This window comes from Flavobacterium sp. ALJ2 (genome assembly GCF_015594725.1).
GTDB lineage: Bacteria > Bacteroidota > Bacteroidia > Flavobacteriales > Flavobacteriaceae > Flavobacterium.
Genome location: NZ_JADNRC010000006.1, coordinates 54,139 through 78,445, shown reverse-complemented (window position 1 = coordinate 78,445; position 24,307 = coordinate 54,139). Strand labels below are relative to the sequence as shown.

Here is a 24,307-nt window from a genome sequence, read left to right as displayed (position 1 = left end):
AAATGTAACTAAACAGGGGTTACTGAAGTTAGAATCAACTAATTACAATTATTTATAGAGTTTTACCATCCTTTGTTTCTGCTTTGTTAGGAAGAACAAAGTGTAAAAGTCTTTTATCATAATATACTTTTATTTTTTTTTATCAACAATATTGTTTGATAATTTAAAACTTAGTTGAAATGATTGATAACTAAATTCTCGACAAGTAAAATTATCCTCCACAGCTTCTTTTTCATCCTTTTTAACAGATGATATCATTAATAATTATCGTAAAAAGTAAGTTTAAAATCATTTTTATCTATTTCTTGGATAGCAAGTTCAACCTCGAAATTCCTGGCTGTTTCTTTAATATTTATTGAGGATACAAAATAAAAACAAAATCATTAAAAAATAAATTTGGCTTAAAAAATGAACTATTTATATTAAAAAAGCAATAAGAAACCATTATCAGTACTAAAAAATCAAAAAAAAAACTGATTTTAGTAGATTTATGTTTTGTGAAATAAGATCTAATAAAACAAAAATGTCTTCTTATAAAATTTAGAACCAGTCTAACCACCTTAGCTTTTACTTTATCAATTTTTAATACTATTTTTATTAATTGAATTATAAAATTATAACAATGAGTACTATTGAAAATGAAGCCTTATTAAGGAAGGAACTCTCTGCAATAGACAACAAACTAAATAAGCTAAATGATGAAAAAATAAAGCTTTTTTTTGATGCTATCGGTCTAAATAAACGTAAAGACATTCCTAAAGATTACTTACAATGGGAAACAATACTCATTATTGTACCTAACCGACAAGTATCGCATGAACTGAAATCATATAAATATTCTATATCCAGAATAACCTTTACTACAAATATTTATGCAAAGGAAATACATATTTATGACTTAAATGATTGGAAAAAAGCTTTTAGCAATAAAACTCATTTACAAATAAAAAGTGCTTTAAAAGATAGTTTTGGTGGTGTTCAAAAAGTTCAAGAAGAATATACCAAAAGCCTCCCAAAAAATAATTAAATATTATTTATAGAAAAGGAATAATATATAGAAGTAGCTGTGCTTGTGTAGTTTTGCTTAGTGTTAATGATATAGGTATATTAAAGAAATACATTTTACATAGTTTTCTTTTCTACACATAATATCAACGTTTTTTTTATATGTTAGATAAATTTTGAATGAACCGAATGAAGTGGATAACCAAAATATTTACATCTAATGAATTGGGTAACTTAAATCAAAAAATTAACAATAGTAACTATTGATATGTTTCTTTCAACCTTAGTTTCTCAGTCCCTTTATTAAACCTCCGAATAATTCTCTTTTAAAATTATTTCAAGCGGAATATGATGCGTATTTTTTATAGGTTCTTTAAGTATTATTTTTTTATACAAATAATTAATTCCTAAATACCCCTGCTCTTCCGGTCTTTGATTAATTAAAAAATCAATTGTGTCTTGATTTAAGTATTCAACATTCTCTTTCGATAGATCATAGCCAATAATACAAATACCTTTAATATTATTTTCTTTTAAAAACCTAGCTACAATATAAGCTCGCGAATTAGGCACATAAACACTATCAATACCTAAAAAAAAAGCTGTGTTTAATTCATTTATTCCAGAATCTTTAATTGTAACTTCAGAAAAATTAAAATTTGTAAATTTATCATGCTTTCTAAAAAAAGAATAAAATCCGTCGATACGTTCCAAATAAGCTGATGAACTATCAATTTCGCTAGTAATTTTTAAAATTAACACATTATTTTCGTCTTTTACTGCAAGACTAATGAGTCTTCCTGCTAGATACCCACTCTGAAAAGCATCCTGACCAATATATGTATACTCCTGATTACTTATAATATTGGTATCTACCATCACAACTGGAATGTCTTTCTTTTTATATTCGTTAAGAAAATGCACTGATTCTTTATAGAAAATTGGAGCAAATAATAATCCATCACAATCAAAGTTCATAACTTTTTTAAGGTACTTTTTAAATGAAGTAGTATTAAAATTATAGAAAAAATAATCTAAAACAACTCCAAATTTACCAAATTCGATAGCTGCTTTTTCTATGCCTTCGATTTGACGTTTCCAATATTCAAGATTATCATATTTGGGCAACAACACAGCAAAATGAAATTTTTTATTTAATGCAAGATTACTTGTTAGAATATTTTTTTTATAGCCATACTCCTCAATTATTGCATTTACTTTATTTACATTTTCTAAGGAAACTTGTCCACGGTTATGAATTATCCTATCAACTGTCCCAGTCGAAACATTCGCTAATTGTGCTATTTTTTTTATTGTTATAATACTAATTGTCTTTAAGTTAAACTAATTTTATACAAATACAAAAATATTATTTTTTTAATAAATATAGCGTAATTTAAGTTGGTTTTTATATATTTTTGTGATAATTCTTTTATAAATACGCATAATCTTACATATATCAAAAAAAATATCATTCGGTAAATATTGCTTAGACATTCGCCTGCAAACTATTTTAAAATATATGTAAAAAAAATCAGACGTTTTAAGTAAGCTATAAAAAATAAAAGATAATAGACTCATTAAATAATGTCACAAAATGTTATAATTTACATCCTAGTTTCAAAAAGGCTTTTGACTTTATATCAACAACGATGCAAATAATCATATTGAAGAGAACACATGAAATTTCAGAAGGATTAAAAATCAATAGTTATTGTAGGCAAAGGGATTTCAAAGAAAAAAAGCATTAAGGGATTTGAATGTCATGAAAAAACTATCGATATAGAAATTTCTATAAAAGGCCAAGAAACTTTTGTTTGGAAACCAAGAGGAAAATGCAGCAATCCAAACGGAGATTATAGTAATGAAAAAGATGTGCGCTTTTTTTATGATACTCCTGATATGTTTTTTTAATTACAAGAAAAACAATTTGTAATTTTATTTCCAGAAGATGTTCACGCTGCAATGATTGGCGATGGAATATTAAAAAAAATCGTGTTTAAAGTAAAAATATAAAGTTATGAGTAACATTCAAAATGCAATAGATACTATTGCAAAACAAGGAATTCTTCCGCTTTATTACCATACGGATGAAACTATTAGTTTAGAAATTCTGAAAGCACTTTACAGAGCAGGAATAAAAGCTGTAGAATATACCAATAGAGGTTCTGAGGCTATACTAAATTTCAGGAAGATGGTTGCTATTAGAGATTTAGAAATGCCCGGAATGTTGTTAGGAATAGGAACAATAAAAAATATTGAACAAGCAAAAGAATATTATACAGCGGGAGCAGATTTTTTTATTAGCCCAGGCTTTGTTCCCGAAGTTTCCGATTATTTACAAAGTCAGGGGATACTATATAGTCCGGGTTGCATGACACCTACAGAAATTATAACCGCAGAAAATGCTGGAATTAAATTCATCAAACTTTTCCCAGGAAATATTCTAGGCCCTGAATTTTTGAGTAGTATTAAAGATATTTTTCCTTCACTAACTTTTATGACAACTGGTGGTGTCGATACGACGTATACCAGTATTAAGAGTTGGTTTTCTGCAGGAGTAATTGCTGTTGGAATGGGAAGCAAACTCATTAGCAAAAAACGCATGGATGAAGCTGACTATAATGTTATAGAAAATGAAACTAGGAAAGTTCTGGAAACGATTCAGATTATCAAAAAACAATCATAAATAATACCCAATCGATTTTTAATCTAAATGCAAAAATTGCTTTAATAACAGATGGCGCTGGAGTATTGCAAGTAATTTTGCTAAGATTTTGGCCAAACTGGGTATTATCAAAGGAATAGTATACAATCAATTGAAAAAGCAAAAAAAATACCAATCAAACTGCAATGTTAGGTTTGGAATACCTGAAAATATAAATAAAGTACACTTTTTTATAATTATTCTATAGAAATCAATTCTGTACATCACAACTGAATACTGAGACTGATTATTGAAACTGATTTCGAACATCCTTAGGATTAAGCCCAGTCTGTTTTTTCAAGAACTTATTAAAATGACTTACATCCGAAAAGCCAAACTCATTGCTAATTTCTTTCATTAAAGCAGTGCTGTGTTTAAGTCGATTTTCTATCAATTTATATTTATAATCATCAATATACTTCTTTATAGAACCACCTGTTTGTCGCTTAAACAAACTACTTAAATGATTGGGTGCCATATTAAAATATGCCGACAAAACTGTTAGATTAAGATTGGCAGGCACTCGGATTTCTTTGTGAATGTAATTCATGATTCCAACCAATAAACCTTCATTCAAAACCATATTTGTTCCTAGCAACTGAAAAGCATTTTTCTTAATTACTGCAAACACACTTCGTATTAAATAAAGAAGCACTTCATTAGATCCATTCTGGCTTCCTCCATCCCACTCACTAACAATTAGTCGCATAAGATGATTTATTTTATCTAACTCATCGGGAGAATCTACCAGTTTCCCATCCGAAGTATTGCTTATACCAAGCAATTGATCCAGAACTTTATTCCATTCATTTTTGGCAGTATCAAATGAGGTTCCGTCGAGATAGCGATTATTAAATTTTAACACACTAAACTCCGTTTCTTTATCAATTATAAAAAGATGATAATCAGATGGGCATAATAAGAATACGCAAGGTCCTTTATACCTAACCTCTCCACCATTTAATTGATGCAAACCACTACCAGAATGAATAAAAACCAACTCAAAATGGTTGTGATTATGCACAGGAAATGGCCAGGTCTCGGTTGTAAAGTGTCGAATAAATAAAGGAGTATGCTGAATAAATCGTTCCACTGATTGTTGTTTTTTTACAAAAATAGAGTTTAAATGTACAATTTTTAGTTTTAAGCGTACAATAGCTTTGCAAAAAAACATGAATAAAACCAGTTTCAAACCAGCGATAATTCCGCTAATGGCAGTCTCAGCAGGTGTAATCGTTGCCAATATATATTACAACCAACCCATACTCCAAACAATTGCTTTATCTCTTAAAGTTACCGAAACCCAAATCGGGAAAATTTCGATGCTTTCACAATTAGGATATGGATTGGGAATGTTTTTTCTGCTTCCGCTTGGCGATAAAGTCAATCGCAAGAATCTTATTCTTTTATTGTGTGGTTTACTGGTAGTAACTTTGTTTTTTATAACACTGACCTCTTCATTAACAGCATTATATATACTCAGCTTTTTTGTTGGACTCTTCTCTACTCCTGCTCAGATTATATTGCCAATGGCAGCAACTTTGGGTAAAGAAAACAGAGGAAAAAACGTGGGCGTAGTTTTCAGCGGAATCTTGGTTGGAATATTAGGAGCACGCGTTATTAGTGGTTTTATAACTGAATTACTAGGATGGCGTTATGTCTTTGGAATTTCGGGAGTACTGGTGCTTTTGGTTGCGCTTATGCTAAAGTTATACCTGCCCGAAGTTGCTTCAAAATTTAAAGGCAGTTATTTTCATCTCATAAAATCTACTTTGGCACTCATCCCCAAATATCCCGTTTTACGCCAAACAGCACTTTTAGGTTCATTTACATTTGGTATATTCTGTTCTTTCTGGACAACACTTACTTTCCATCTTAGCAGCGCGCCTTTAAATTATCATTCGGGCATAATAGGTTTGTTCGGATTAATCGCTATTGGCGGAGCATTGGTTGCACCGTATTTTGGTAAACTAGCAGACAAAGGCAATGTAAGACGCTCATTATTAACTACAGTCTCGATGATTATAGGCAGTATTATCCTTATAAAAATATTCCCCTATTCTATTCCAGTATTAATACTTAGTGTTTTCTTTTTGGATATTGGTGTACAAGCAACCCAAATTACCAATTTTACTCGTATATATAGTTTACAAGAAGAAGCACATAGCCGACTGAATACCATATATATGACTACCTATTTTATAGGTGCAGCCGTTGGTACTTACTTCGGACTTTTAAGTTGGAAGTTAGGAAAATGGGATATGGCTACCTGGCAAATGCTTTTATGGAGTATTATTGCATTAATAATAGTAATTTTTTCAAACAAACGTAAAGCATGAAGAACATAGCAATAATTAGTGATATACATGGTAATTTACCTGCGCTAGAAGTCGTTCTCGAAGATATAAAACAAAGAAAAATTGAACAAATATATTGCTTAGGCGATTTAGTTGATTTTGCTCCTTGGCACAATGAAGTTATTGAACTAATTAAAGAATTAGAAATTCCTTGCTTAATGGGAAATCATGATGAGCGCATTGCATTCGATCATGAAGTAACCCCACTACCAAAACACAATCCTGAGGAAAGAGTTGCTCGCGTTAACGGAATTAATTATACCAAACAAAGTATTAAACCAGAGAACAAAGCATTCTTAAAAAACCTTCCCGAAAGGTTCTTGCTTAATTTTACCACTTCTGGAAAAGAAACTAAAGTACTATTAGTACACGGCAGTACGCGAAGCAATGATGAGTATATCTATGAGAATCATAACCTTACAGATGTGCAATCGATGCTAGCTCAGGAAAAAGTCGATATCATCATAATGGGACATACCCACAAACCATACGTTAGGCATATTGAAGCTACCACGGCATCTCCTGCTGGAACATTAGTAAATTCTGGTTCGGTAGGTAGATCTAGAGAAGATGCCTCATTAGCGACTTACCTAGTACTACAGAGCACTGAAGAAAAAATTATTCCACAAATTATTAAGTTAAAGTATCCTATAAACGAAGTAATAAGCGCTATAGAAAAAAGTCCAATTCCAAATTTTTATGCTGAATTTTTAAAAAAAGATTTAATGGTATAATGTATACCTGACCTATTAATCTTAATTCATTAAAATCGATAACTTAGTAAACATAGGAAAAACATATATTCTATGTATTGAGAATTACAGCTACCCATTATATGTTTATTAAAATAAATAATTATATTGCGATATATATCAATACAATATGATGGGTTTAAAAAATAGTAGTAAGAAAACAAAGGCCGCATTTATACTGGCAATTGTAATGTTAATTATAATACTAAGTACCTTTAACACACTTCGAAACGCTGAAACTACCAACGAAAATATCAATGCAATTTATAAAGATCGCTTAATCGTTTCTACCTATATTTTTCATTATGCCAATGAATTAAACCTAGTAAAAGCAAATACTGTCAAAAATAATAATGATAATGAAAAAGCAGATGCAGTTATTACATCCATTCATAATATCAAAGCAATAAACCTATTATACCATAAAACGGTTCTAACACCCAAAGAGAAAGAAGATTTTGGTGTTTTTATTGATATCTGTGCCAAAATAAACAAACAAGCACAGGGAAAACAATGGCAAGAGGTCGAAAAATCGGCAGATCAGGCATTAGGTACTTTAGAATTACTTTCTAAAATTCAGGTTGATGAAGCCAAATTACAATTAGAAAATGCTAATAAAACATATAATCAATATAATATGTTGGCACAATTAGAAATTGCCTTACTAATAGTTTTAGGTGTTGCAATAATTTATTTATTATTAACCAAAAGACACAAACGCGTTATCAAAATTCCAGAAGGACCTAGCCTTAATTAATCAAAAACTTATTTTTAAATTATTAAAGCCTGTGAAAGCAAATATAAAATTTGTATTTACAGGCTTTCTCTATTTTTTTTACCACTTACTCACAAGAATTTAATATTAAATCAAAAAAAAGTGTTTCATGATTTAAATCATGAAATAGAATAAACCTCAATAATATCTTTACAATTTAAAGTTCTATAATTATATTTTAAATAATTATAATTTAAGATGTTATAAGAACAATTGTAGTAAATATTATGGAATAAATTTCTTCTAAATCGAATACAATATTTTGGAGTTGAAAAATATTTGATATACCCTATCAAAAACATAGCAATTATTAAGGTATCTATCGGTTTGGGAGGTTTTTATTCAAAATTTAGTTTTTTTTAAAATAAGTAAATAATATAATTTAGATATTCTGAATAAGTGATTTAAGAGTATCAATAAAAATAAATACATGAATAAATCATTCTTAATTTCCGAAATAAACCGATTAAAGCAAGAAAAAAATGCGATTGTCCTCGCCCATTATTATCAAGAAAAAGACATACAAGATATAGCCGATTTTGTAGGTGACAGTCTTGAATTATCAAAAAAGGCAGCTAATACTGATGCAGCAATAATCGTTTTTGCGGGAGTTTATTTCATGGCAGAAACAGCAAAAATTCTTAATCCAAACAAAAAAGTACTCTTACCAGATATCAACGTAGGATGTTCCCTTGCAGATGGATGTTCCCCTCATAATTTTAAAAAACTAAAAGAATTATTTCCAAAGCATGTAGTAGTAACCTACATCAATTCTTCGGCAGAAATAAAAGCTATGAGTGATTGGGTATGCACCTCCTCTAATGCAAAAAAAATTATAGAAGCAATACCTAAAGATCAAGAAATAATTTTTGCTCCAGATAAAAACCTAGGAATGTATCTAAAAAAAGAAACCAACCGTGATTTATTGCTATGGGATGGTTCCTGCATCGTTCATGAAGCATTTTCTTTAGATAAACTAGTCAAAATATACAATACCAACCCAAATGCAAAAATTGTTGCACATCCAGAATCAGAAAGACATATTCTAGAAACTGCACATTATATTGGGTCAACATCTGGAATGCTCAATTTTATCAAAAATGATTCAGCAACAACTTTTATTGTAGCAACCGAAGCAGGAATTCTACATCAACTTGCAAAAGATGCGCCACAAAAAATAATTATTCCAGCTCCATCACATGAAGATAATACTTGTGCTTGCAGCGAATGCGCCTTTATGAAAATTAATACACTAGAAAAACTATATCTATGTCTAAAAAACGAAAACCCAGAAATTAGCATAAATGAAGAATTAAGACTAGAGGCTATAAAGCCTATATACAGAATGCTCAATTTATCTTAACTATCTAAATTAATCAAAATGAAGAAAGCAGATATATTAATAATTGGTTCAGGAATAGCCGGTTTGTTTTTTGCTATAAAAATGGCTAAAAAACGTCCCGATTTATTTATTGCAATAATGACTAAAGAAAAAGCTCAAAACTCCAATACACAAATGGCACAAGGAGGTATTGCAATTGTTACTGAGCATATTGAGGATAGTTTCGAACAACACATTCAAGATACAATACAATCAGGTGGAGGTTTTTGTAATGAAGAAATAGTTAGAATGGTAATCAATCAAGCACCAGAGCGATTAAAAGAGCTTGTAGACATAGGAGTTTCTTTTGATAAAGATAAATCAGGAACATGGAATTTAGGATTAGAAGGAGGCCATTCGCAACATCGAATCTTACATCACAAAGATATATCCGGAGCAGAAATTGCAAAAAAATTAATAGATACTATAAACCAACTATCTAATATCACACTATTAGAAAATCATCTGGTCATTGATATAAATACCAAAAAAAACAAAGGAAATCCATCTTGTACAGGAGCTTTTTATTGTGACAAAATCAATAATAAAATAAAATACATACAAGCTAAAACTATCGTATTGAGCACTGGAGGATGCGGACAGTTATTTAAAAATACTACAAACCCAGAAATCGCGACAGGAGATGGAATAGCAATAGCATCAAGAGCAGGAGCCTTAATGAAAGACATGCAATATATCCAATTTCATCCTACAGCATTATACGAAGGGGATAAAAATCCATTCTTTTTAGTTTCAGAAGCTGTTAGAGGCTTTGGAGCATATATCGTTAATAAAGATAACAAACGTTTTATATTCAAATACGATACTCGCGGAGAATTAGCAACCAGAGATATTGTTTCGCAAGCAATCAGCGAAGAAATGGAAACCTCCGGAAAGCAGCATGTTTATTTAGATTGCCGTCATTTGGATTTTGAAGAATTCTACAGCCATTTCCCATTCATTACAGATTATTGCAAAACAATCGGATTGGATCCTAAAACAGACTTAATTCCTATTGTACCAGTAGCTCATTATCAATGTGGTGGCATAAATGTCAATAAAAATTCAGAAACAAATATAAAGAACTTGTATGCCATAGGCGAATGCTCTAGAACAGGATTGCATGGGAAAAATAGGCTAGCTTCTAATTCATTGCTAGAGGCTTTAGTTTTTGCGCACCAAGCTTCAAATCATATTGAAAACAGTATTGATGATATATCTTTTTCATCAAAAAAAATCATGATAGGTTTTAATGAACCTTTAATAAATCTATATTCAGGTAATTTTGTTGAATTAAAGAAAGAATTACAATCATTAATGACTGTTTTATATGCTAATAAAGAAACTAATTTTCGAAAAAAGCTAGATAAAATAGAGTCCATGAAAATGAAAACAGTCTCATTATTATTCGAAAAACAAAAAATAACAACACAGTTAGTAGAATTTACAAATATGCTTACTGTAGCCAAAATTATGGTTGAAAGCAATATGCAGCAATATTTTGAAAAAAGCCCTAGTTGTTAAATTACTATAGAAAAGCCTGTTGCAAAAATTTACAACAGGCTTTAATTTTTATACTATTTGAAGATAAATTCAGTATCTGTTATTAGTGTCTAGTAATACCTAAAACATCCGATTGAGTATTTACTCTCAATAAAAAAACTACTAAATCCGCGTTTCATAATAAACAATCGCAATAATCAGTATTCAGATTTGGTAGCACATATGATCATATATCTATCATTTCAAACACCTATTCTATCCCAATTTTCACATCACCAGCCTTCTCTTTCGATTTAACAAGTTGATTAACTCTCCAAATAAAAAATATAGAACAAAGAGAAACAACAGAAATTACATAACCCAGAATATCATAATTTTCTAGAGGAGAAGTTTTAGTTTCTTGATGAACAATTAATCCAGCACAAACAGCAGCAATACCACCAGCAATTTGTTGCATCGAAGAAGTAATCGACATATAAGCACCACGATCTTTCATTTCAGGAATACCCGTATTAAGAGTTGTTGCAGGAACCATACGACTCATAACTCCCATGAACATAATCATAGTAAGTCCAACAATTTGCCATAGTGGAACAGGTCCAAGATTAGTATAAATTAATATGATAACAATCGACAATAATGACCCAGCTGTAAACAACCAAAACTTACTAACCTTATCACTTAGTTTTCCGATAAGAGGCATTATAAAAAGCACCGAAAGACCAGTGTAGAAAAAGACCATTGGCAAATCTAATTGGTTTATTTTAATATTATTTACTAAAAAAGCACTACCGAAAGGCTGCAACATAAAACCTCCTATTGATAAGAATGCAATAGCCACAAAACCAACCTGATAATCCTTATTACTTAAAGTATGCCATAAATGCAAAAATGGACTTTTATCCGATTGTAATTCAAGGTGTTTCACTACAGGTTTCATCTTAATTACAATTGTAATAAGAATAAGGATTCCTAACCCAGCAATCATTAAAAAGGACGAATGCCAACCCCAATGATTTGCAAAATAAAGTCCTAACGGGATTCCCAAAATCTGACTTGAAGCAAATGCCATTTGTATAAAACCCATCACGCGACCTCGCTGATGAATTACAAATAAATCGGTTACAATAGCCAATGATACTGAACCAATAACACCGCCAAAAAGACCAGTTACAATTCTGGCTGCAAGTAATAAAGCATAATTGGTTGCCAGAGCACAACAAACAGTACCAATAATGAATCCTGTATAAAAGAAAATCAACAGTTTTTTTCGGTCAAATTTATCAGCAAAACCAGCAGCAAGTAATCCTGATATACCTGCACTAAATGCATAAGCTGAAACAGTCAATCCAAAATTTGCAGTAGTCATATCCAATTTTTTCATTAATATATCCCCAAGTGGTGAAATAACCATAAAATCAAGGATTACCGTAAATTGTAAAAGTGCCAGTAAGACAATAATGTACTTTTGATAAGAAGAAAATGGGGGGATTTCTAATTTCGTTTTTTCCATTTGAATAATTGTATATTTTATTAGTTTAATTCATAGCATTCATGTCCAAGATCATTTATAATGTTGATTATTCTTTTGACAGAAAGGGATTCTGAAACAATGCGTAATACACAATCTACATCATCAGTATCAATACTCCATTGCAAAATAGCAACATCACTGCTCAGTGTCTTACTCACGGCACAATTAGCACATAATTGCTTAATATTTGTTTTAAAAATATAAATTTTATCTAAATCAATTTCCATAATTTCATTTTATGGTTTTAATGCTCTTATTGATGCCTGAAATGCTTCTTTTATCATTTCTTGAGTAAGCTTAAAAGGTTTTCCTCCCAAGCTTTTACCCTCATTATGAAAGTTAAGTAACGTATATAAAGGTCCATAGGCAATGCTCCAAAAAATTTCAAATTGCATCTCAATTATTTCCTTATTTTGCAATGCATTAGTAATAAATTGTTTCATAATTATCCTAAAATCAGAAAACTTGGTAGTAGAATTCAATATGTCCTCTGCATGAGGAGATTGCTTAATAACTTCAAAAAAGGCTACTTTCTTAGGATACTTAAATGTAAATGCCGCACGATTTTGCCATTGTATCCATAAACCTTCCTCAAATGACATATCTGGCGAAAAATTCTCTATGGTAGATGTAAAAAATTCTATAGCAATTTCAGCTCCAATTTTTTTTATCAAATCATCTTTGTCTTTGTAATAAATATAGAGAGTCGCTACAGAGATATTACAAGCTTTCGCTAACTTATTCATACTAAAACCCTGAAAACCATCTTGTGCTATTAATGCTATCGCATTAGTAACAACTAACTTCTCTTTATCTATATCTCTTACTCTCATATTGGGAAATTTTTAGCAAATATAAAACAATAAATGAATGAACGTTCTTTTATTGTTTTATATTTAGCTAAGAAATAAAGTTAAACGCAAAACTGACGCTCTATTTAATTTGCAGCTAACTTACTAACAACTAAGCCAGTAAGATTTTTAATTCATTAAACTTTATAAAAGAAGACCAGAACTACAACTATCCACGTGAATGTCTCAAGATCTAAAACTACCAATAGCCCAAGTATGAATATACTAAGAATAAGCACATCTGTTATTGGAAACCGATTTTCAGGAAAAGAAATTAGGGATAAAAATATTGCAGAATAAACCATAATTTTACATCAAATAAAAATCAGATGAATCTATACGAACTTACCGTAACTGACACCGAAAAAATAGCTTTGAGTGACTTACTTTTTAGTGAAGAAAACAAAGCAGCTTTGTCACAAACAATAAAAGAACATCAATATCTTGACGAACTAAAAAAATACAACCTTAAAGTAGATAATAAGATATTATTATATGGGCATTCTGGTTGCGGAAAAACAACCACTGCTAAAGCTATAGCTACGGCTTTAAATAAAAATATTGTAATAATAAATCTAAGCACATTAATTAATGCTCGAATTGGAGAAACTTCCAGAAATATAAAAGCATTATTCGATAAAGCTATACGCGAAAGAGCTGTTTTATTCTTGGACGAATTTGACCAAATAGGAAAAAGTCGTGAAAGTGATGATAAGGATGTTGGTGAAATGCGTAGACTAGTAAACACAATCATCCAATTAATTGACTATTTACCAGATGACTGCCTGCTTATATGTGCAACAAACCATTATAATATCATAGACACAGCATTATTAAGAAGATTTCAAATACGATTGAAATTTGAAATGCCGGATGAAAAACAATTGGATATATATTACGATAAATTACTAGCAACATTCCCGGTACACCTACAAGATATTCAGCGCAAGTACCAAATATCCTATGCAGAATCCAAAGATTATATCCATACAACAATGAAAAAACAAATCATTGCAGAGTTAGAACTTCAGAAATTATTTTAACAATATAAACACATTAATGAGTTTGAGTTAATTCGTGTTTTTAGTTTAATTCACATCAACTGTTTAACATTGTTTAAGTTTGCTGACATTAAGAAGCAAGATTGTATGTGGTTCTATTAAAAAAGTTGAAAATTTTGAAAAAAAACTTTCTTCGCCATTCAGTTAAAAAAAATGCAACACTAAAAAAAAAGCATTAAATAGCTAATTACAACTCTAGTTTCCAAATAGTTTCCCCCTTCCCTATCATAAATTTTTCCTAAATATATTTCACAATATTGACATATCGGAAAAAGTCGATATCTTTGTGCTATGGAACATATCGAAATATTTAAAGCATTATCAAACAAGTCCCGACTACTTATGTTGGAATGGCTAAAAGAACCTGAAATTAACTTTCCGAAGCAACAATCTTGTGGCTTTAAACATGGTGTATGTGTGGGAGAAATACAAGCCAAATCAGGACTTACACAATCGACAGTTTCTGAATATTTATCTATTCTACAACGCGCAGGATTCATAGAGTCAACCCGAGTTGGACAATGGACCTATTACAAACGCAATGAAAAAGCATTTGTTGAATTAAGTAAAATAATTGAATCGAATTTATAAAAAAGAATTAATATGAGTACAGATAGTTTATTTACGCCTTTTAAATTAAAGACGCTAAATCTTAAAAATAGAATTGTAATGGCGCCTATGACGCGTTCATTTTCTCCTAACGGAATCCCTACAGACGAAGTAGCAAAATATTACCAAAAAAGAGCCGAAGGCGAAGTTGGTTTAATTTTATCAGAAGGAACTGTTATAAACAGACCTTCATCCTCAAATGATGCTAACGTGCCTCACTTTCACGGTGAGGAAGCATTGGCAGGCTGGAAAAAAGTAATAGATAAAGTTCATACTGTTGGCGGACAAATGGGTCCACAAATTTGGCATATGGGCATCATGGATAATCACCACTCAGGATGGGTTCCTCCTGTACCATTTGAAGGCCCATCGGGATTAAACCGACCAGGTTTTAGCAATGGAACAACCATGACAACAAAAGATATCGAAGATACAATTCTTGCCTTTGGTCAAGCTGCAGCTGATGCCAAAAGATTAGGTTTTGATTGTATCGAAATTCACGGAGCCCATGATTATCTTATAGACCAGTTTTTTTGGGATGCAACTAATCATAGAACCGATGCTTACGGAGGTAAAACTCTTGCTGAACGTACCCGTTTTGCTGTAGAAGTCATTAAAGAAGTAAGAAAACAAGTAGGAGAAGATTTTGCAATAATCATCAGACTTTCACAGTTTAAACCAGCAGATTACACTTATAAGTTAGCAAAAAATGCTCTAGAAATGGAAGCTTGGCTTGTTCCTCTAGTAGATGCTGGTGTAGACATTTTACATTGTTCACAACGTCGTTTCTGGGAACCAGAATTTGAAGGCAGCGATTTAAACTTTGCGGGATGGGCAAAAAAAATTACAGGAAAACCTACAATTACAGTAGGTTCAGTTGGTCTTTCAAGTGATTTCTTTGGTGCATTTGCAGGCGAGAGTTCACAACCAACATCACTAGATGAACTAACAAGACGTATGGATAGAGGTGATTTTGATCTAGTAGCAGTTGGAAGACCATTACTTTCAGATCCAAATTGGGTTGCTAAAATTAAAAATGGTAAAACTGAAGAACTAAAAGGTTTTACTAAAGATGCATTAGCTCAATTAGTTATCCAATAAATTACAGAAACCTGTACACGTTTCTTACGAAAGCTGATTACTTTCACCCATTTAAGTAATCAGCTTTCTAATTTTAAAAACTAAAAACAAAACACAATGGAAATAATAGGAACACCTAAAATGAAAGTAGAAGTTTGGAGTGACATCATGTGTCCGTTTTGCTACATTGGAAAACGAAATTATGAAACTGCACTTACCAAATTTGCTGATAATAAAGACATCGAAATTGTATGGAAGAGTTTTCAACTTGATCCAAACATTCCAGAACAATTTGACCAAAAAGAAAACGTTTATCAATACCTTGCTAACAGAAAAGGCATTAGTTATGAAGATTCAGTAAGAATGCATCAAGGAGTTGTTCAAACTGCAAAAAATGCAGGATTAGAATATAACTTTGATAGTGCCGTTATTGCTAATTCATTCAATGCACATCGAATGATACAATTAGCCAAAACAAAAGGGCTTGGAGATCAAGCCGAAGAACGTTTATTTTATGCTTATTTCACTCAAGGAAAAAATTTTGGAGATGCACAAGTTTTAGAAGAATTAGGAAAAGATATCGGCTTAACTGCCGAAGATGTAAAACAATCTTTGACTGATAACCAATATGCTGACAAAGTAAAAAGTGATATTCAGGAAGCGCAAGAACTTGGTGTAAATGGAGTTCCCTTTTTTGTGTTTAATCGTAAATATGCCATAAATGGAGCACAATCTCCTGATACTTTTTTGCAAACCTTAGAGAAATCATTTGATGAATGGAGAAAAGAAAATCCAGTTACAAAATTAGACATAATCGATGGCCAATCCTGTACTCCTGATGGAAATTGCATGTAAATCAAATAATACAAATAAGTCTTCCGTTTTTAAAGATAAAACGGAAGACTTATTATTTAATAAATATTGTAATACTATTCAATATAACTCATTAAAGATATTATTCTAAAGTAAATCTTTAACTTTAAGATTTACATTCCAATAAAATTCTGAATATTTACTACAAATGCTGCTTCTTTACTATTGGCATCAATTCCATTATATAATTGGAGTATCGACAAATTACTATCTAAAATGAAATTGATCGTTTTATAAATCAACTACATTTCGTCATTGAAATTGCCTTCTGTTTATTTTTAAAAAGATGATGCGAATTAAAAATAAGTACTGAGATAAAAATAATGCCATATGATAAAACCTGTAACGGTCCACTTTGTTCATGATATACAAAAGTTGCTAAACCAAAAGCAATCATTGGATTAATATTCAGTAACATTCCAACTGTAGATGAATTAAGCCCTGTAAGAGCAAATAAATTCAATAATAATGGAAAAATAGTAAAGCCAAGTGCAATTATTTCGATACACAAATAAAACTTAAATTCAGTAGGAACTGGTCCGCTGTAAGCAGGGAAAAACGGCAATAAAAATAACGCCGATAAAGTGATGTGAAAAGTTAGTACAATAAATTTATCAAAACCAACATTAACTCTTTGGCTGACTAAATACGAAGCATAGGTTAACCCTATAATTATACTAAAAAACATATCCATAATATTCGCATATGATAAAAGTAGGCAGCCTGTAATGCTCAACCCAACTGATATCCATTGTGTTTTCGTTAGTTTTTCGTGCAAAATAAAATAGGCCAATAAAGTCGTTAAGATGGGGCAAACTAAATAAGCAAGTGATGTTGCTTTAACACTCACATGATTCATCACATATATAAATGTAAACCAATTGGCAGTCAAAAAAATGCTTCCTCCAATATTCAATAAAATAGTTTTACGTTTTTTCTCTAGAGACAATGCTTTAAAAGTAGCAATAGCTTCTTTAAATCTTTTTCTTTTAAAAAGAAAAGTTATCAGCAACAATAATATACTACAACTAAAAACACGATAAAACAAAATGTCCAGCGATGCATAGGAATGTATTGGTTTTAATACTAGACTGAAAAAGCCCCAGATTGTATATGCAGTAATGGCTGCCAAGTAATATTTTGTGTTCTTCATGGGGTCTTTATTTACCTTTTGTGATACTGCAAATTTCTAGAAAATAAAATAGCAATACAGATACAGTTTTATTAAATTGCAGCATAACAGTTATCATTTTAAAATGAAAAATTCCAACTATTTATATATGCAATTTGCCGACCGAATTGAAAAACAAATAAAATCAGGTCTTTTTAATGTTGGTGATAAACTTCCTTCAATACGAGAAGTCTGTGCAGAAACTGGTTACAGTATGAGCACAGTAAGCAAAGCATATTATGAGATGGAAAGCCGTTCACTTATAGAGTCCAGACCACAATCTGGTTATTATGTAAGTAACATTTCATCACGAATGATACCTGAACCTTCGCCAAGCAGACCTATAATAAGCAGTGCTAATATTGAACGGGAAGATCTAATCGATCTTGTTTATGGCAGCATGATGGATAAAAACGTGACTATGCTTTCTTTAGGCTTTCCATCTAATGAATTACTTCCTATTACCAAATTGAACAAAGGAATGATACAAGCTATGCGACAGTCTCCTAATAGTGGTACTTGCTACGATGAAGTACAAGGAAATCTAAACCTGAGAAAAGAAATTGCTAGATGGTCCTTTACTTGGGGCGGTACATTAACCGAAGATGATGTAATTACAACATCTGGTTGTATAGGAGCTATATCGCATTGTTTAATGACATTGACCAAACCTGGCGATACAATTATCACAGAAAGCCCTGTATATTTTGGGATTTTGCAACTGGCAAAATCCTTGGGTCTATATATAATGGAATTACCTACCAACATGACCACAGGAATAGAACTTGATGCGTTGAAAAAAGCACTTTCAACCAAAAAAATCACTCTTTGTTTATTAATAAGCAACTTTAGTAACCCATCGGGAAGCATGATGCCTGTAGAACACAAAAAAGAAGTGGTTCGGTTAATGGAACATTACAATGTACCACTTATCGAAGATGATATTTATGGCGATATGTATTTTGGAACAAGCAGACCAACTAATTGTAAAACCTACGACGAAAGTGGCATTGTACTTTGTTGTAACTCCGTATCTAAATCTCTTGCTCCTGGTTATCGGGTGGGTTGGGTTTCGCCTGGAAAGTTTAAAAAAGAAATCTTACGCACCAAGCTTTATCATACTGTGTCATCTACGACTATAACACATGAAGTAGTTGCTGATTTTCTTAAAAATGGCAGATATGAAAATCACCTTCGTAAAATACGCCAGATTTTGCATCACAACAGCATTAATTACATCAATACCATACTGGAATCTTTTCCAGCAGGAACCAAAGTGAGTCAGCCCCAAGGCGGTTTTTTTCTTTGGCTGGAATTGGATAAAAAAATTGATGCAGCCGTTTTTTATCATCTGGCAATGGAACATAATATTAGCATAGCGCCAGGTCGTATCTTTACATTTCAAGACCAATTTTCTAACTGCATGCGCTTAAGTTTTGGATTACCATGGAGCAATGAATTACGACAATCAATACAAACACTGGGCATGCTGGTTGCTAAGATGTGATTTCAAAAATGATATTTAGTACATACAAACATCCATTTAAAAGAAAAAAGAAAAAGTACTAAAGACAAAAAGAGTGACAAATCATGCCGATGATTTAATGCAATTACTTCAAGCTATAGTCGTTCCTGTTTGACAAACTATTTTTGAGAATCTTTACATGGCAATCATCAAAAAACTAAAAGGAACAGCTCAAGACTTTTGAATTACTTTAATTAAGGCTAAAAGTGGTAAAGTAACAAAGGTTATAAACTTTTGAGCCAAATAAGATATAAAAACACATTTACCCTTCAAGCGAAGGGCAAATGTGTCTAAAAAATCTACATTAATCTTTATGTAATTTTACACAATGACAAAACGTATCATTAATTACTTCAAAATTGGTGCAGCGAGACAACTTTCAGGAATATCAAATGCATTTACCAACGAAACCGCATCTGGTCTGATATCCCAACAAAGCTGATTAACCATTTTACGAATAGCCTTTGTTTTAACAGCTTCCATATATCCATCTTCAAGATACCAGCCTTTATTCTTCTCTATTTGAGCAAGAGCATACAAATGACATAATTTTGATAGAATATTTTTAACATTCTTATCTTTAACAGACTCTACAGCAATTTGAAACTGCTCTAAAACGATTCGCTCCAGATACGCTTGGGCTACATCAATCATTTGGTGTTGCACTACATTAAATGCATCGTAAGGCTCCAATCCGCTATCGATTAGTTTTTTTATACGCTTAGCAGCTGATGCCAATGTTGTTTTTTCTCGATGCTGAAATGCTAACAAATGAAATTCATTATCCAGCAAATGAACCTCATCTGTTTTACGTGTCGCAATTGGGTTTTTCTCAGAAAGCACTGTTTTAGCATTTTCATAAACATAATTAATAATTCCCATTGCTCCCATTTCGCCAAATGATTTTCTAAATTCAGATAAACGATTTTTAGCTACCAATTGCATTAACACGGTATTATCTCCTTCAAAAGTGGTATAAATTTCGGTATCATTTTTTAACGCATCTATCCTATTTTCAGACAAATATCCTTTCCCTCCACATGCTTCACGGCATTCTTGTAAAATATCTCTCGTACTCCATGTTGAGTAAGATTTCATTCCAGCTGCAAACGCTTCAATTTCCTGCATTTCAGATTCTTTCTTGTTCAGAAAACGATTGGTAAGATATTGCAAAGCAAAATGCACTGCATAGGTTTTTGCTAGTTGAGGAATCAATCTGCGTTGATGCATGCGATAGTTTAAAATAGGAACTTCTGAACCTCCTTCTGGTCCAAATTGCCTGCGTTGATCGCTGTATCTAATTGTGATTGCCAGTCCTGATTTCGCTGCTGCCAATGCGGAACGCGGAATTCCTATTCGACCTCCAACTAAAGTTCCAAGCATAGTAAAGAATCGTCGGTTATCACTCGGTATCGGACTTTCGAATTCTCCTTTTTCGTTGACCGATGCAAATCTGTCTAACATATTCTCTTTTGAGATAACTACATTATCAAAACTAATTGTACCATTATCTACTCCGTTTAGCCCCATTTTATGCCCGCAATCTCCAATAGCAACTCCTTTTACAGTATTGCCATTTGTATCTCTTAAAGGCACGATAAATGCGTTTACGCCGTAATCAACATTATTAATTATCAATTTGGCAAAAACAGTTGCCATCTGCCCATGTACTGCTGCATTACCAATATATTCTTTTTGCGCATTTACATTTGGTGTATGAATAGTAAATGTTTTGTTATTGTGATTGTAAGTTGCAGTAGTTTCAAGTCCCTTAACATTCGAGCCATGATGCGTTTCTGTCATAGCGAAACAACCAGGCAACTTAAGAGAACCTATGTCTCTCAGATATTTACTATAATGCTTTTCTGTTCCCAACGATTGTACACTCATCCCCCAAAGTCCGAATTGCACACCAAATTTTATTACTAAACTTAAATCATGGTAACTTAGTGTTTCCATAATAGCAAAATAATCAGCTATGTTTTCTCCTCCACCATATTCCTTTGGATATGCCATATTGCCAAGGTTTTCTTTAGCAAGGATTTTACACCATTCATATACTTTTTCGCGATATACATTAATATCTGTTGTCGTTTCATAGGCAAATTCAGGTTTGCTTATAACCAATTTTACTTTTTTTATGATTGAAGCTTGTTCTCCATCAAGAACCTCCGTTAGTTTTGTGGCGTCAAAATTGCTCTCCGTTTTATAATTTGAAGTAAATGACGTTGCTCTTTTTTTAAAAGCCCCAATAGCTTCTTCCCCAAAAACACCAAGATCATTTTCTAGTTTTGTAAAAACTGGTTCTAATTCCTTTAGACTCTTATCATCTCCCGAAAGGGCAACAACAATGTCAAATATAGATTTAACAGACTGTTTGTCCTTAATACTTTTCTCAATGTCTTCCTTCCATTTTGTAAGTTGTTCTCTTGAAGGAGGTATCGAAATATCTATTTTCGAAAGCAACTCTTCTTGTTCTTCTTTGGAAAGCCAATTTTGTGAACGAATAAATTCTTGTAAGGTTACAAACTCTTTTTGTGTTAAAAGGTCATCTGACCAAACAAGGTAAAAAAGAGGTATAAAGGATTTGAGTCTTGAGTTTTCCATAGTAAGCTTAATTTTTAACTTTTGTTAAATTAATGAATTTTACTAACTAAAGTGCGTTAAGAATCTCACAATTGTTTTTTATGAAATGCTATTCGAGATAAACAAAAGAATTGTGTTTCTTTAATTATTTCTGATACAAAATTCAGTAATAACCAGAGCAATCTACTTGATGTATGTTAGGAAATAATCCCTGCGACAAGCTCAAGTAGTTTAGTATACATTATCAGTTTATTGTTTTAGTAAATTACTGTAAAACTACAAACTCTTTCTGAGTTAAAAGGTAATTCATTCATAACGAGATAATAATTTTTAAAACGAGAAATTATTATTTTAAATAAACTAAGAATATAAAAATCTTTATTTTTATAGTTGTTTTCTGAAATAAAATTTAATACTAACCAATAAACCATCATTTTATGTCATTTCAAGGATACTTAAAAACAATTAAAGAAAAAACAGGCAACGGTCCTGCCGAATTTAGAACTTTGGCTGAGCAAAAAGGTTTTACATTAAATGGAAAACTTAAACCTGAAATAAAAGCTGGTGATATTACAAACTGGCTTAAAGAAGATTTTGATTTAGGACAAGGGCACGCAATGGCAATTTATGCTCTGCTCAAAGGGATTAAAGATGAGAATAGTAAATAAACTTGGGTTTTTGCCGTTTTTATAGATGAAAAACACCGAGGGAGGAAATTCGTATGGATCATTATTAATTGAAAAAGCAAAACATGATTCAAAAAAAGCAGGATTTAATAACTTGCACTTATGTACTGATCATGTTAGTTTTTATGAGAAATATGGTTTTAATTATATCGGACAAGGACATCATCCTTGGGGGGAAGAATCTAGAATTTATCAAATAAGCTTGTAGGTTACTGTTACTCAAAGCTAAATTTTTCTTTACAAAACTTTACAAAATACTTTAAGATATTAAAACACCGAGACACTACCATTCATTTATTTTGAATTTAGTGTCTCTTTTGTTTTTAAAATAATTTATACTAAAATTATTCTGATGTTGCTACTGTCACTGGTACTGCTTCTGTTACTGGAACAATTGGAACTGTTTTTTTAATTGAAGGGATGATCCATTTTCCTTTTAACATTTGTTCTTTTGGAGAATATACTCGTAATACTATATTAAAATCTCCAGATGATACTGGTAACCAATTGTTTTCTCTAATTTTCCCTGGGTATGATCTTTGAAAATAAATATCTATCGAACCATCGGCATTTCTAATTAATGAATCACGATTACCTATCGAAAAACGGTTCATAGGATTGGCTACAAATCCTCCCTTTGAATCATAGGCTGTTAATGACCAGAAAGCATTTGCTAATGGAATTTCTTCTTGATTAAAATGAATCATATATTTATTTGAACCATTTAGTTTGTCACCTCCTTCATCGACAATACAAGATGAACTAATCATGTCTTGAGGAAGATTAATTTCTAATCCTTTATATGAAATCATTGCTCTGTGCTTATAATCAGTTCCAAATGCTCCTAATTTTAAATCTATTGGAGTCCATCCGTTCTCTAGTTTTGGAGGCGTCGTTATCTCTTTATTAAGTGCTCCTAACATTTTATCAGGAAGTGCCCTTACTACTGATTGCACTGAACTATTAAAAGTACTTAAACTAAATTTTCTTCCGGGTTTAATTCCAATTCTAGCAAACATTTTTATAGTTTCAGCATCTTTATCGCTTGGCGGGTTATTAGCCATTAACTGATTTACATAATTAAAAAACTCTCCGATAGGTATTTTCGAAACAATTTCATTTGGCGAATCTTTAGGGACCGATAAATCAATTTTACCTTTTGGAGCAATATAATCTGTAGCCCAACCACTCAAAGGAATTAATTTATATTGTCGTTGCAGCTTATACACTTTTAGTCCATCAACATAACTATTCATTTGAATTTGGTTAATAATACGTACCATATTGGTAGGAGACTTAATTTCTTGCATTCCTATCGGAACTGGCTCAGTAGATTTTGGGCCTGTAATTAAAAAATTTGCTGCTCCCGTTCCTGTGGTTCTTTTATTTAAAGATGAAAATACATTAGTATAAGCATCTTGCATAGAAAGCTGATAATATCTTCCATAAGTATCTGGAACAGAAAGCACCATAGGCTCTTTGCTTAAATCTAGCCAAGCTGACGAGTAATAGGTGTCGGCATTAAGTTGTGTGCCATTTTTAAGAGTTGCATCAGGAAACGTAGATTTATGAGCAAACTGGTTCATAGGCGCCGCCATACTCCCCGCCTCTTCTACATTGGTTGATTGTCTGCGGGTAATATCCATTAATACTAATGGCAAACCATACAAATAAGCCATTTCGGCTGTTTTTATAATCGTACTATCATTGTCTACAATAGCTGCCTTTTTTTCACTAGTTACTTTTTTTTGATCTTTTTTGCAACCTGTGAATAAGCAAATTATAAAAATTATTAGAATAAAGTTCTTCATGTTTTTTGAATTTAAATGTAAAGTAGTGATACTTTACGAT

At 31.6% G+C, this 24,307-nt stretch carries 22 protein-coding genes and 1 pseudogene; 15 read left to right on the top strand and 8 right to left on the bottom strand.

The window, feature by feature from the left end; all coding sequences use genetic code 11:
- The first annotated feature begins 622 nt into the window (after positions 1-622).
- The gene (locus IUY40_RS08490) at positions 623-1,027 is read left to right on the top strand and encodes a hypothetical protein (protein ID WP_195736438.1); all 405 of its coding nucleotides are present in this window, start codon (positions 623-625) and stop codon (positions 1,025-1,027) included.
- A gap of 281 nt (positions 1,028-1,308) precedes the next feature.
- On the opposite strand, the gene IUY40_RS08485 is transcribed toward IUY40_RS08490, so the two are convergent.
- The gene (locus IUY40_RS08485) at positions 1,309-2,310 is read right to left on the bottom strand and encodes a LacI family DNA-binding transcriptional regulator (protein WP_195736610.1); all 1,002 of its coding nucleotides are present in this window, start codon (positions 2,308-2,310) and stop codon (positions 1,309-1,311) included.
- A 402-nt stretch (positions 2,311-2,712) separates the two neighbouring features.
- On the opposite strand from IUY40_RS08485, the pseudogene IUY40_RS08480 reads away from it, so the two are divergent.
- Together IUY40_RS08480 and IUY40_RS08475 are read left to right on the top strand one after the other, a co-directional pair.
- Positions 2,713-3,021: pseudogene (locus IUY40_RS08480) on the top strand (YhcH/YjgK/YiaL family protein).
- Positions 3,022-3,025: 4 nt separating this feature from the next.
- The gene (locus IUY40_RS08475; RefSeq protein ID WP_195736437.1) at positions 3,026-3,694 is read left to right on the top strand and encodes a bifunctional 4-hydroxy-2-oxoglutarate aldolase/2-dehydro-3-deoxy-phosphogluconate aldolase; all 669 of its coding nucleotides are present in this window, start codon (positions 3,026-3,028) and stop codon (positions 3,692-3,694) included.
- 265 nt (positions 3,695-3,959) lie between these two features.
- On the opposite strand, the gene IUY40_RS08470 is transcribed toward IUY40_RS08475, so the two are convergent.
- Complete coding sequence (locus IUY40_RS08470) at positions 3,960-4,805, bottom strand: AraC family transcriptional regulator (protein ID WP_195736436.1); 846 nt, start codon at positions 4,803-4,805, stop codon at positions 3,960-3,962.
- 79 nt (positions 4,806-4,884) lie between these two features.
- Here IUY40_RS08470 and IUY40_RS08465 point away from each other — a divergent pair, with 79 nt between their 5' ends.
- The 5 genes from IUY40_RS08465 to nadB all read left to right on the top strand — a co-directional run bounded on the left by IUY40_RS08465 (position 4,885) and on the right by nadB (position 10,501).
- Positions 4,885-6,051 (top strand): MFS transporter, encoded by a 1,167-nt coding sequence (locus IUY40_RS08465; protein ID WP_195736435.1) that lies wholly within the window; start codon positions 4,885-4,887, stop codon positions 6,049-6,051.
- Positions 6,048-6,803: a metallophosphoesterase family protein gene (locus tag IUY40_RS08460; RefSeq protein ID WP_195736434.1), complete on the top strand. Its 756-nt coding sequence runs from the start codon at positions 6,048-6,050 to the stop codon at positions 6,801-6,803. The genes IUY40_RS08465 and IUY40_RS08460 overlap by 4 nt, the downstream gene beginning before the upstream one ends.
- Before the next feature lie 148 nt (positions 6,804-6,951).
- Positions 6,952-7,578, top strand: a complete 627-nt coding sequence (locus tag IUY40_RS08455; RefSeq protein WP_195736433.1) for an MCP four helix bundle domain-containing protein — start codon at positions 6,952-6,954, stop codon at positions 7,576-7,578.
- A gap of 448 nt (positions 7,579-8,026) precedes the next feature.
- On the top strand, positions 8,027-8,959 hold the full coding sequence (nadA, locus tag IUY40_RS08450; protein WP_195736432.1) for a quinolinate synthase NadA: 933 nt from the start codon (positions 8,027-8,029) through the stop codon (positions 8,957-8,959).
- Positions 8,960-8,977: 18 nt separating this feature from the next.
- A complete protein-coding gene (gene nadB / locus IUY40_RS08445; RefSeq protein WP_195736431.1) occupies positions 8,978-10,501 on the top strand; it encodes an L-aspartate oxidase in 1,524 nt (507 codons plus the stop codon).
- Between the two features lie 229 nt (positions 10,502-10,730).
- On the opposite strand, the gene IUY40_RS08440 is transcribed toward nadB, so the two are convergent.
- From IUY40_RS08440 to IUY40_RS08430, 3 genes are read right to left on the bottom strand one after another with little or no spacing between them, the layout of a single operon-like run.
- Complete coding sequence (locus tag IUY40_RS08440; RefSeq protein ID WP_195736430.1) at positions 10,731-11,993, bottom strand: MFS transporter; 1,263 nt, start codon at positions 11,991-11,993, stop codon at positions 10,731-10,733.
- A 20-nt stretch (positions 11,994-12,013) separates the two neighbouring features.
- Positions 12,014-12,241 carry a hypothetical protein gene (locus IUY40_RS08435; RefSeq protein ID WP_195736429.1) on the bottom strand — a complete coding sequence of 76 codons (228 nt, stop codon included), beginning with the start codon at positions 12,239-12,241 and terminating at the stop codon, positions 12,014-12,016.
- A 9-nt stretch (positions 12,242-12,250) separates the two neighbouring features.
- Entirely contained in the window at positions 12,251-12,847 is a 597-nt protein-coding gene (locus IUY40_RS08430; protein ID WP_195736428.1) for a TetR/AcrR family transcriptional regulator, read from the bottom strand.
- 347 nt (positions 12,848-13,194) lie between these two features.
- Between IUY40_RS08430 and IUY40_RS08425 the strand changes: the two genes are divergently transcribed.
- From IUY40_RS08425 to IUY40_RS08410, 4 genes are all read left to right on the top strand, one after another.
- Positions 13,195-13,908: an ATP-binding protein gene (locus IUY40_RS08425; protein ID WP_195736427.1), complete on the top strand. Its 714-nt coding sequence runs from the start codon at positions 13,195-13,197 to the stop codon at positions 13,906-13,908.
- A 309-nt stretch (positions 13,909-14,217) separates the two neighbouring features.
- A complete protein-coding gene (locus tag IUY40_RS08420) occupies positions 14,218-14,517 on the top strand; it encodes a metalloregulator ArsR/SmtB family transcription factor (protein ID WP_195736426.1) in 300 nt (99 codons plus the stop codon).
- A gap of 12 nt (positions 14,518-14,529) precedes the next feature.
- A complete protein-coding gene (locus IUY40_RS08415) occupies positions 14,530-15,636 on the top strand; it encodes an NADH:flavin oxidoreductase (RefSeq protein WP_195736425.1) in 1,107 nt (368 codons plus the stop codon).
- Positions 15,637-15,732: 96 nt separating this feature from the next.
- Complete coding sequence (locus IUY40_RS08410; RefSeq protein ID WP_229335466.1) at positions 15,733-16,470, top strand: DsbA family oxidoreductase; 738 nt, start codon at positions 15,733-15,735, stop codon at positions 16,468-16,470.
- Positions 16,471-16,726: 256 nt separating this feature from the next.
- On the opposite strand, the gene IUY40_RS08405 is transcribed toward IUY40_RS08410, so the two are convergent.
- Positions 16,727-17,641 (bottom strand): EamA family transporter, encoded by a 915-nt coding sequence (locus IUY40_RS08405; protein WP_195736424.1) that lies wholly within the window; start codon positions 17,639-17,641, stop codon positions 16,727-16,729.
- 103 nt (positions 17,642-17,744) lie between these two features.
- On the opposite strand from IUY40_RS08405, the gene IUY40_RS08400 reads away from it, so the two are divergent.
- Positions 17,745-19,166 carry a PLP-dependent aminotransferase family protein gene (locus IUY40_RS08400; protein ID WP_195736423.1) on the top strand — a complete coding sequence of 474 codons (1,422 nt, stop codon included), beginning with the start codon at positions 17,745-17,747 and terminating at the stop codon, positions 19,164-19,166.
- 366 nt (positions 19,167-19,532) lie between these two features.
- Here the strand turns inward: IUY40_RS08400 and IUY40_RS08395 are convergent, their stop codons facing one another.
- A complete protein-coding gene (locus IUY40_RS08395; RefSeq protein ID WP_195736422.1) occupies positions 19,533-21,791 on the bottom strand; it encodes an acyl-CoA dehydrogenase in 2,259 nt (752 codons plus the stop codon).
- Positions 21,792-22,207: 416 nt separating this feature from the next.
- Here IUY40_RS08395 and IUY40_RS08390 point away from each other — a divergent pair, with 416 nt between their 5' ends.
- Positions 22,208-22,438 carry a DUF4287 domain-containing protein gene (locus IUY40_RS08390; protein WP_195736421.1) on the top strand — a complete coding sequence of 77 codons (231 nt, stop codon included), beginning with the start codon at positions 22,208-22,210 and terminating at the stop codon, positions 22,436-22,438.
- A gap of 25 nt (positions 22,439-22,463) precedes the next feature.
- On the top strand, positions 22,464-22,664 hold the full coding sequence (locus IUY40_RS08385) for a hypothetical protein (RefSeq protein WP_195736420.1): 201 nt from the start codon (positions 22,464-22,466) through the stop codon (positions 22,662-22,664).
- A 136-nt stretch (positions 22,665-22,800) separates the two neighbouring features.
- Here IUY40_RS08385 and IUY40_RS08380 read toward each other — a convergent pair whose 3' ends face one another.
- Complete coding sequence (locus IUY40_RS08380) at positions 22,801-24,267, bottom strand: DUF1254 domain-containing protein (RefSeq protein ID WP_195736419.1); 1,467 nt, start codon at positions 24,265-24,267, stop codon at positions 22,801-22,803.
- Positions 24,268-24,307 lie beyond the last annotated feature (40 nt).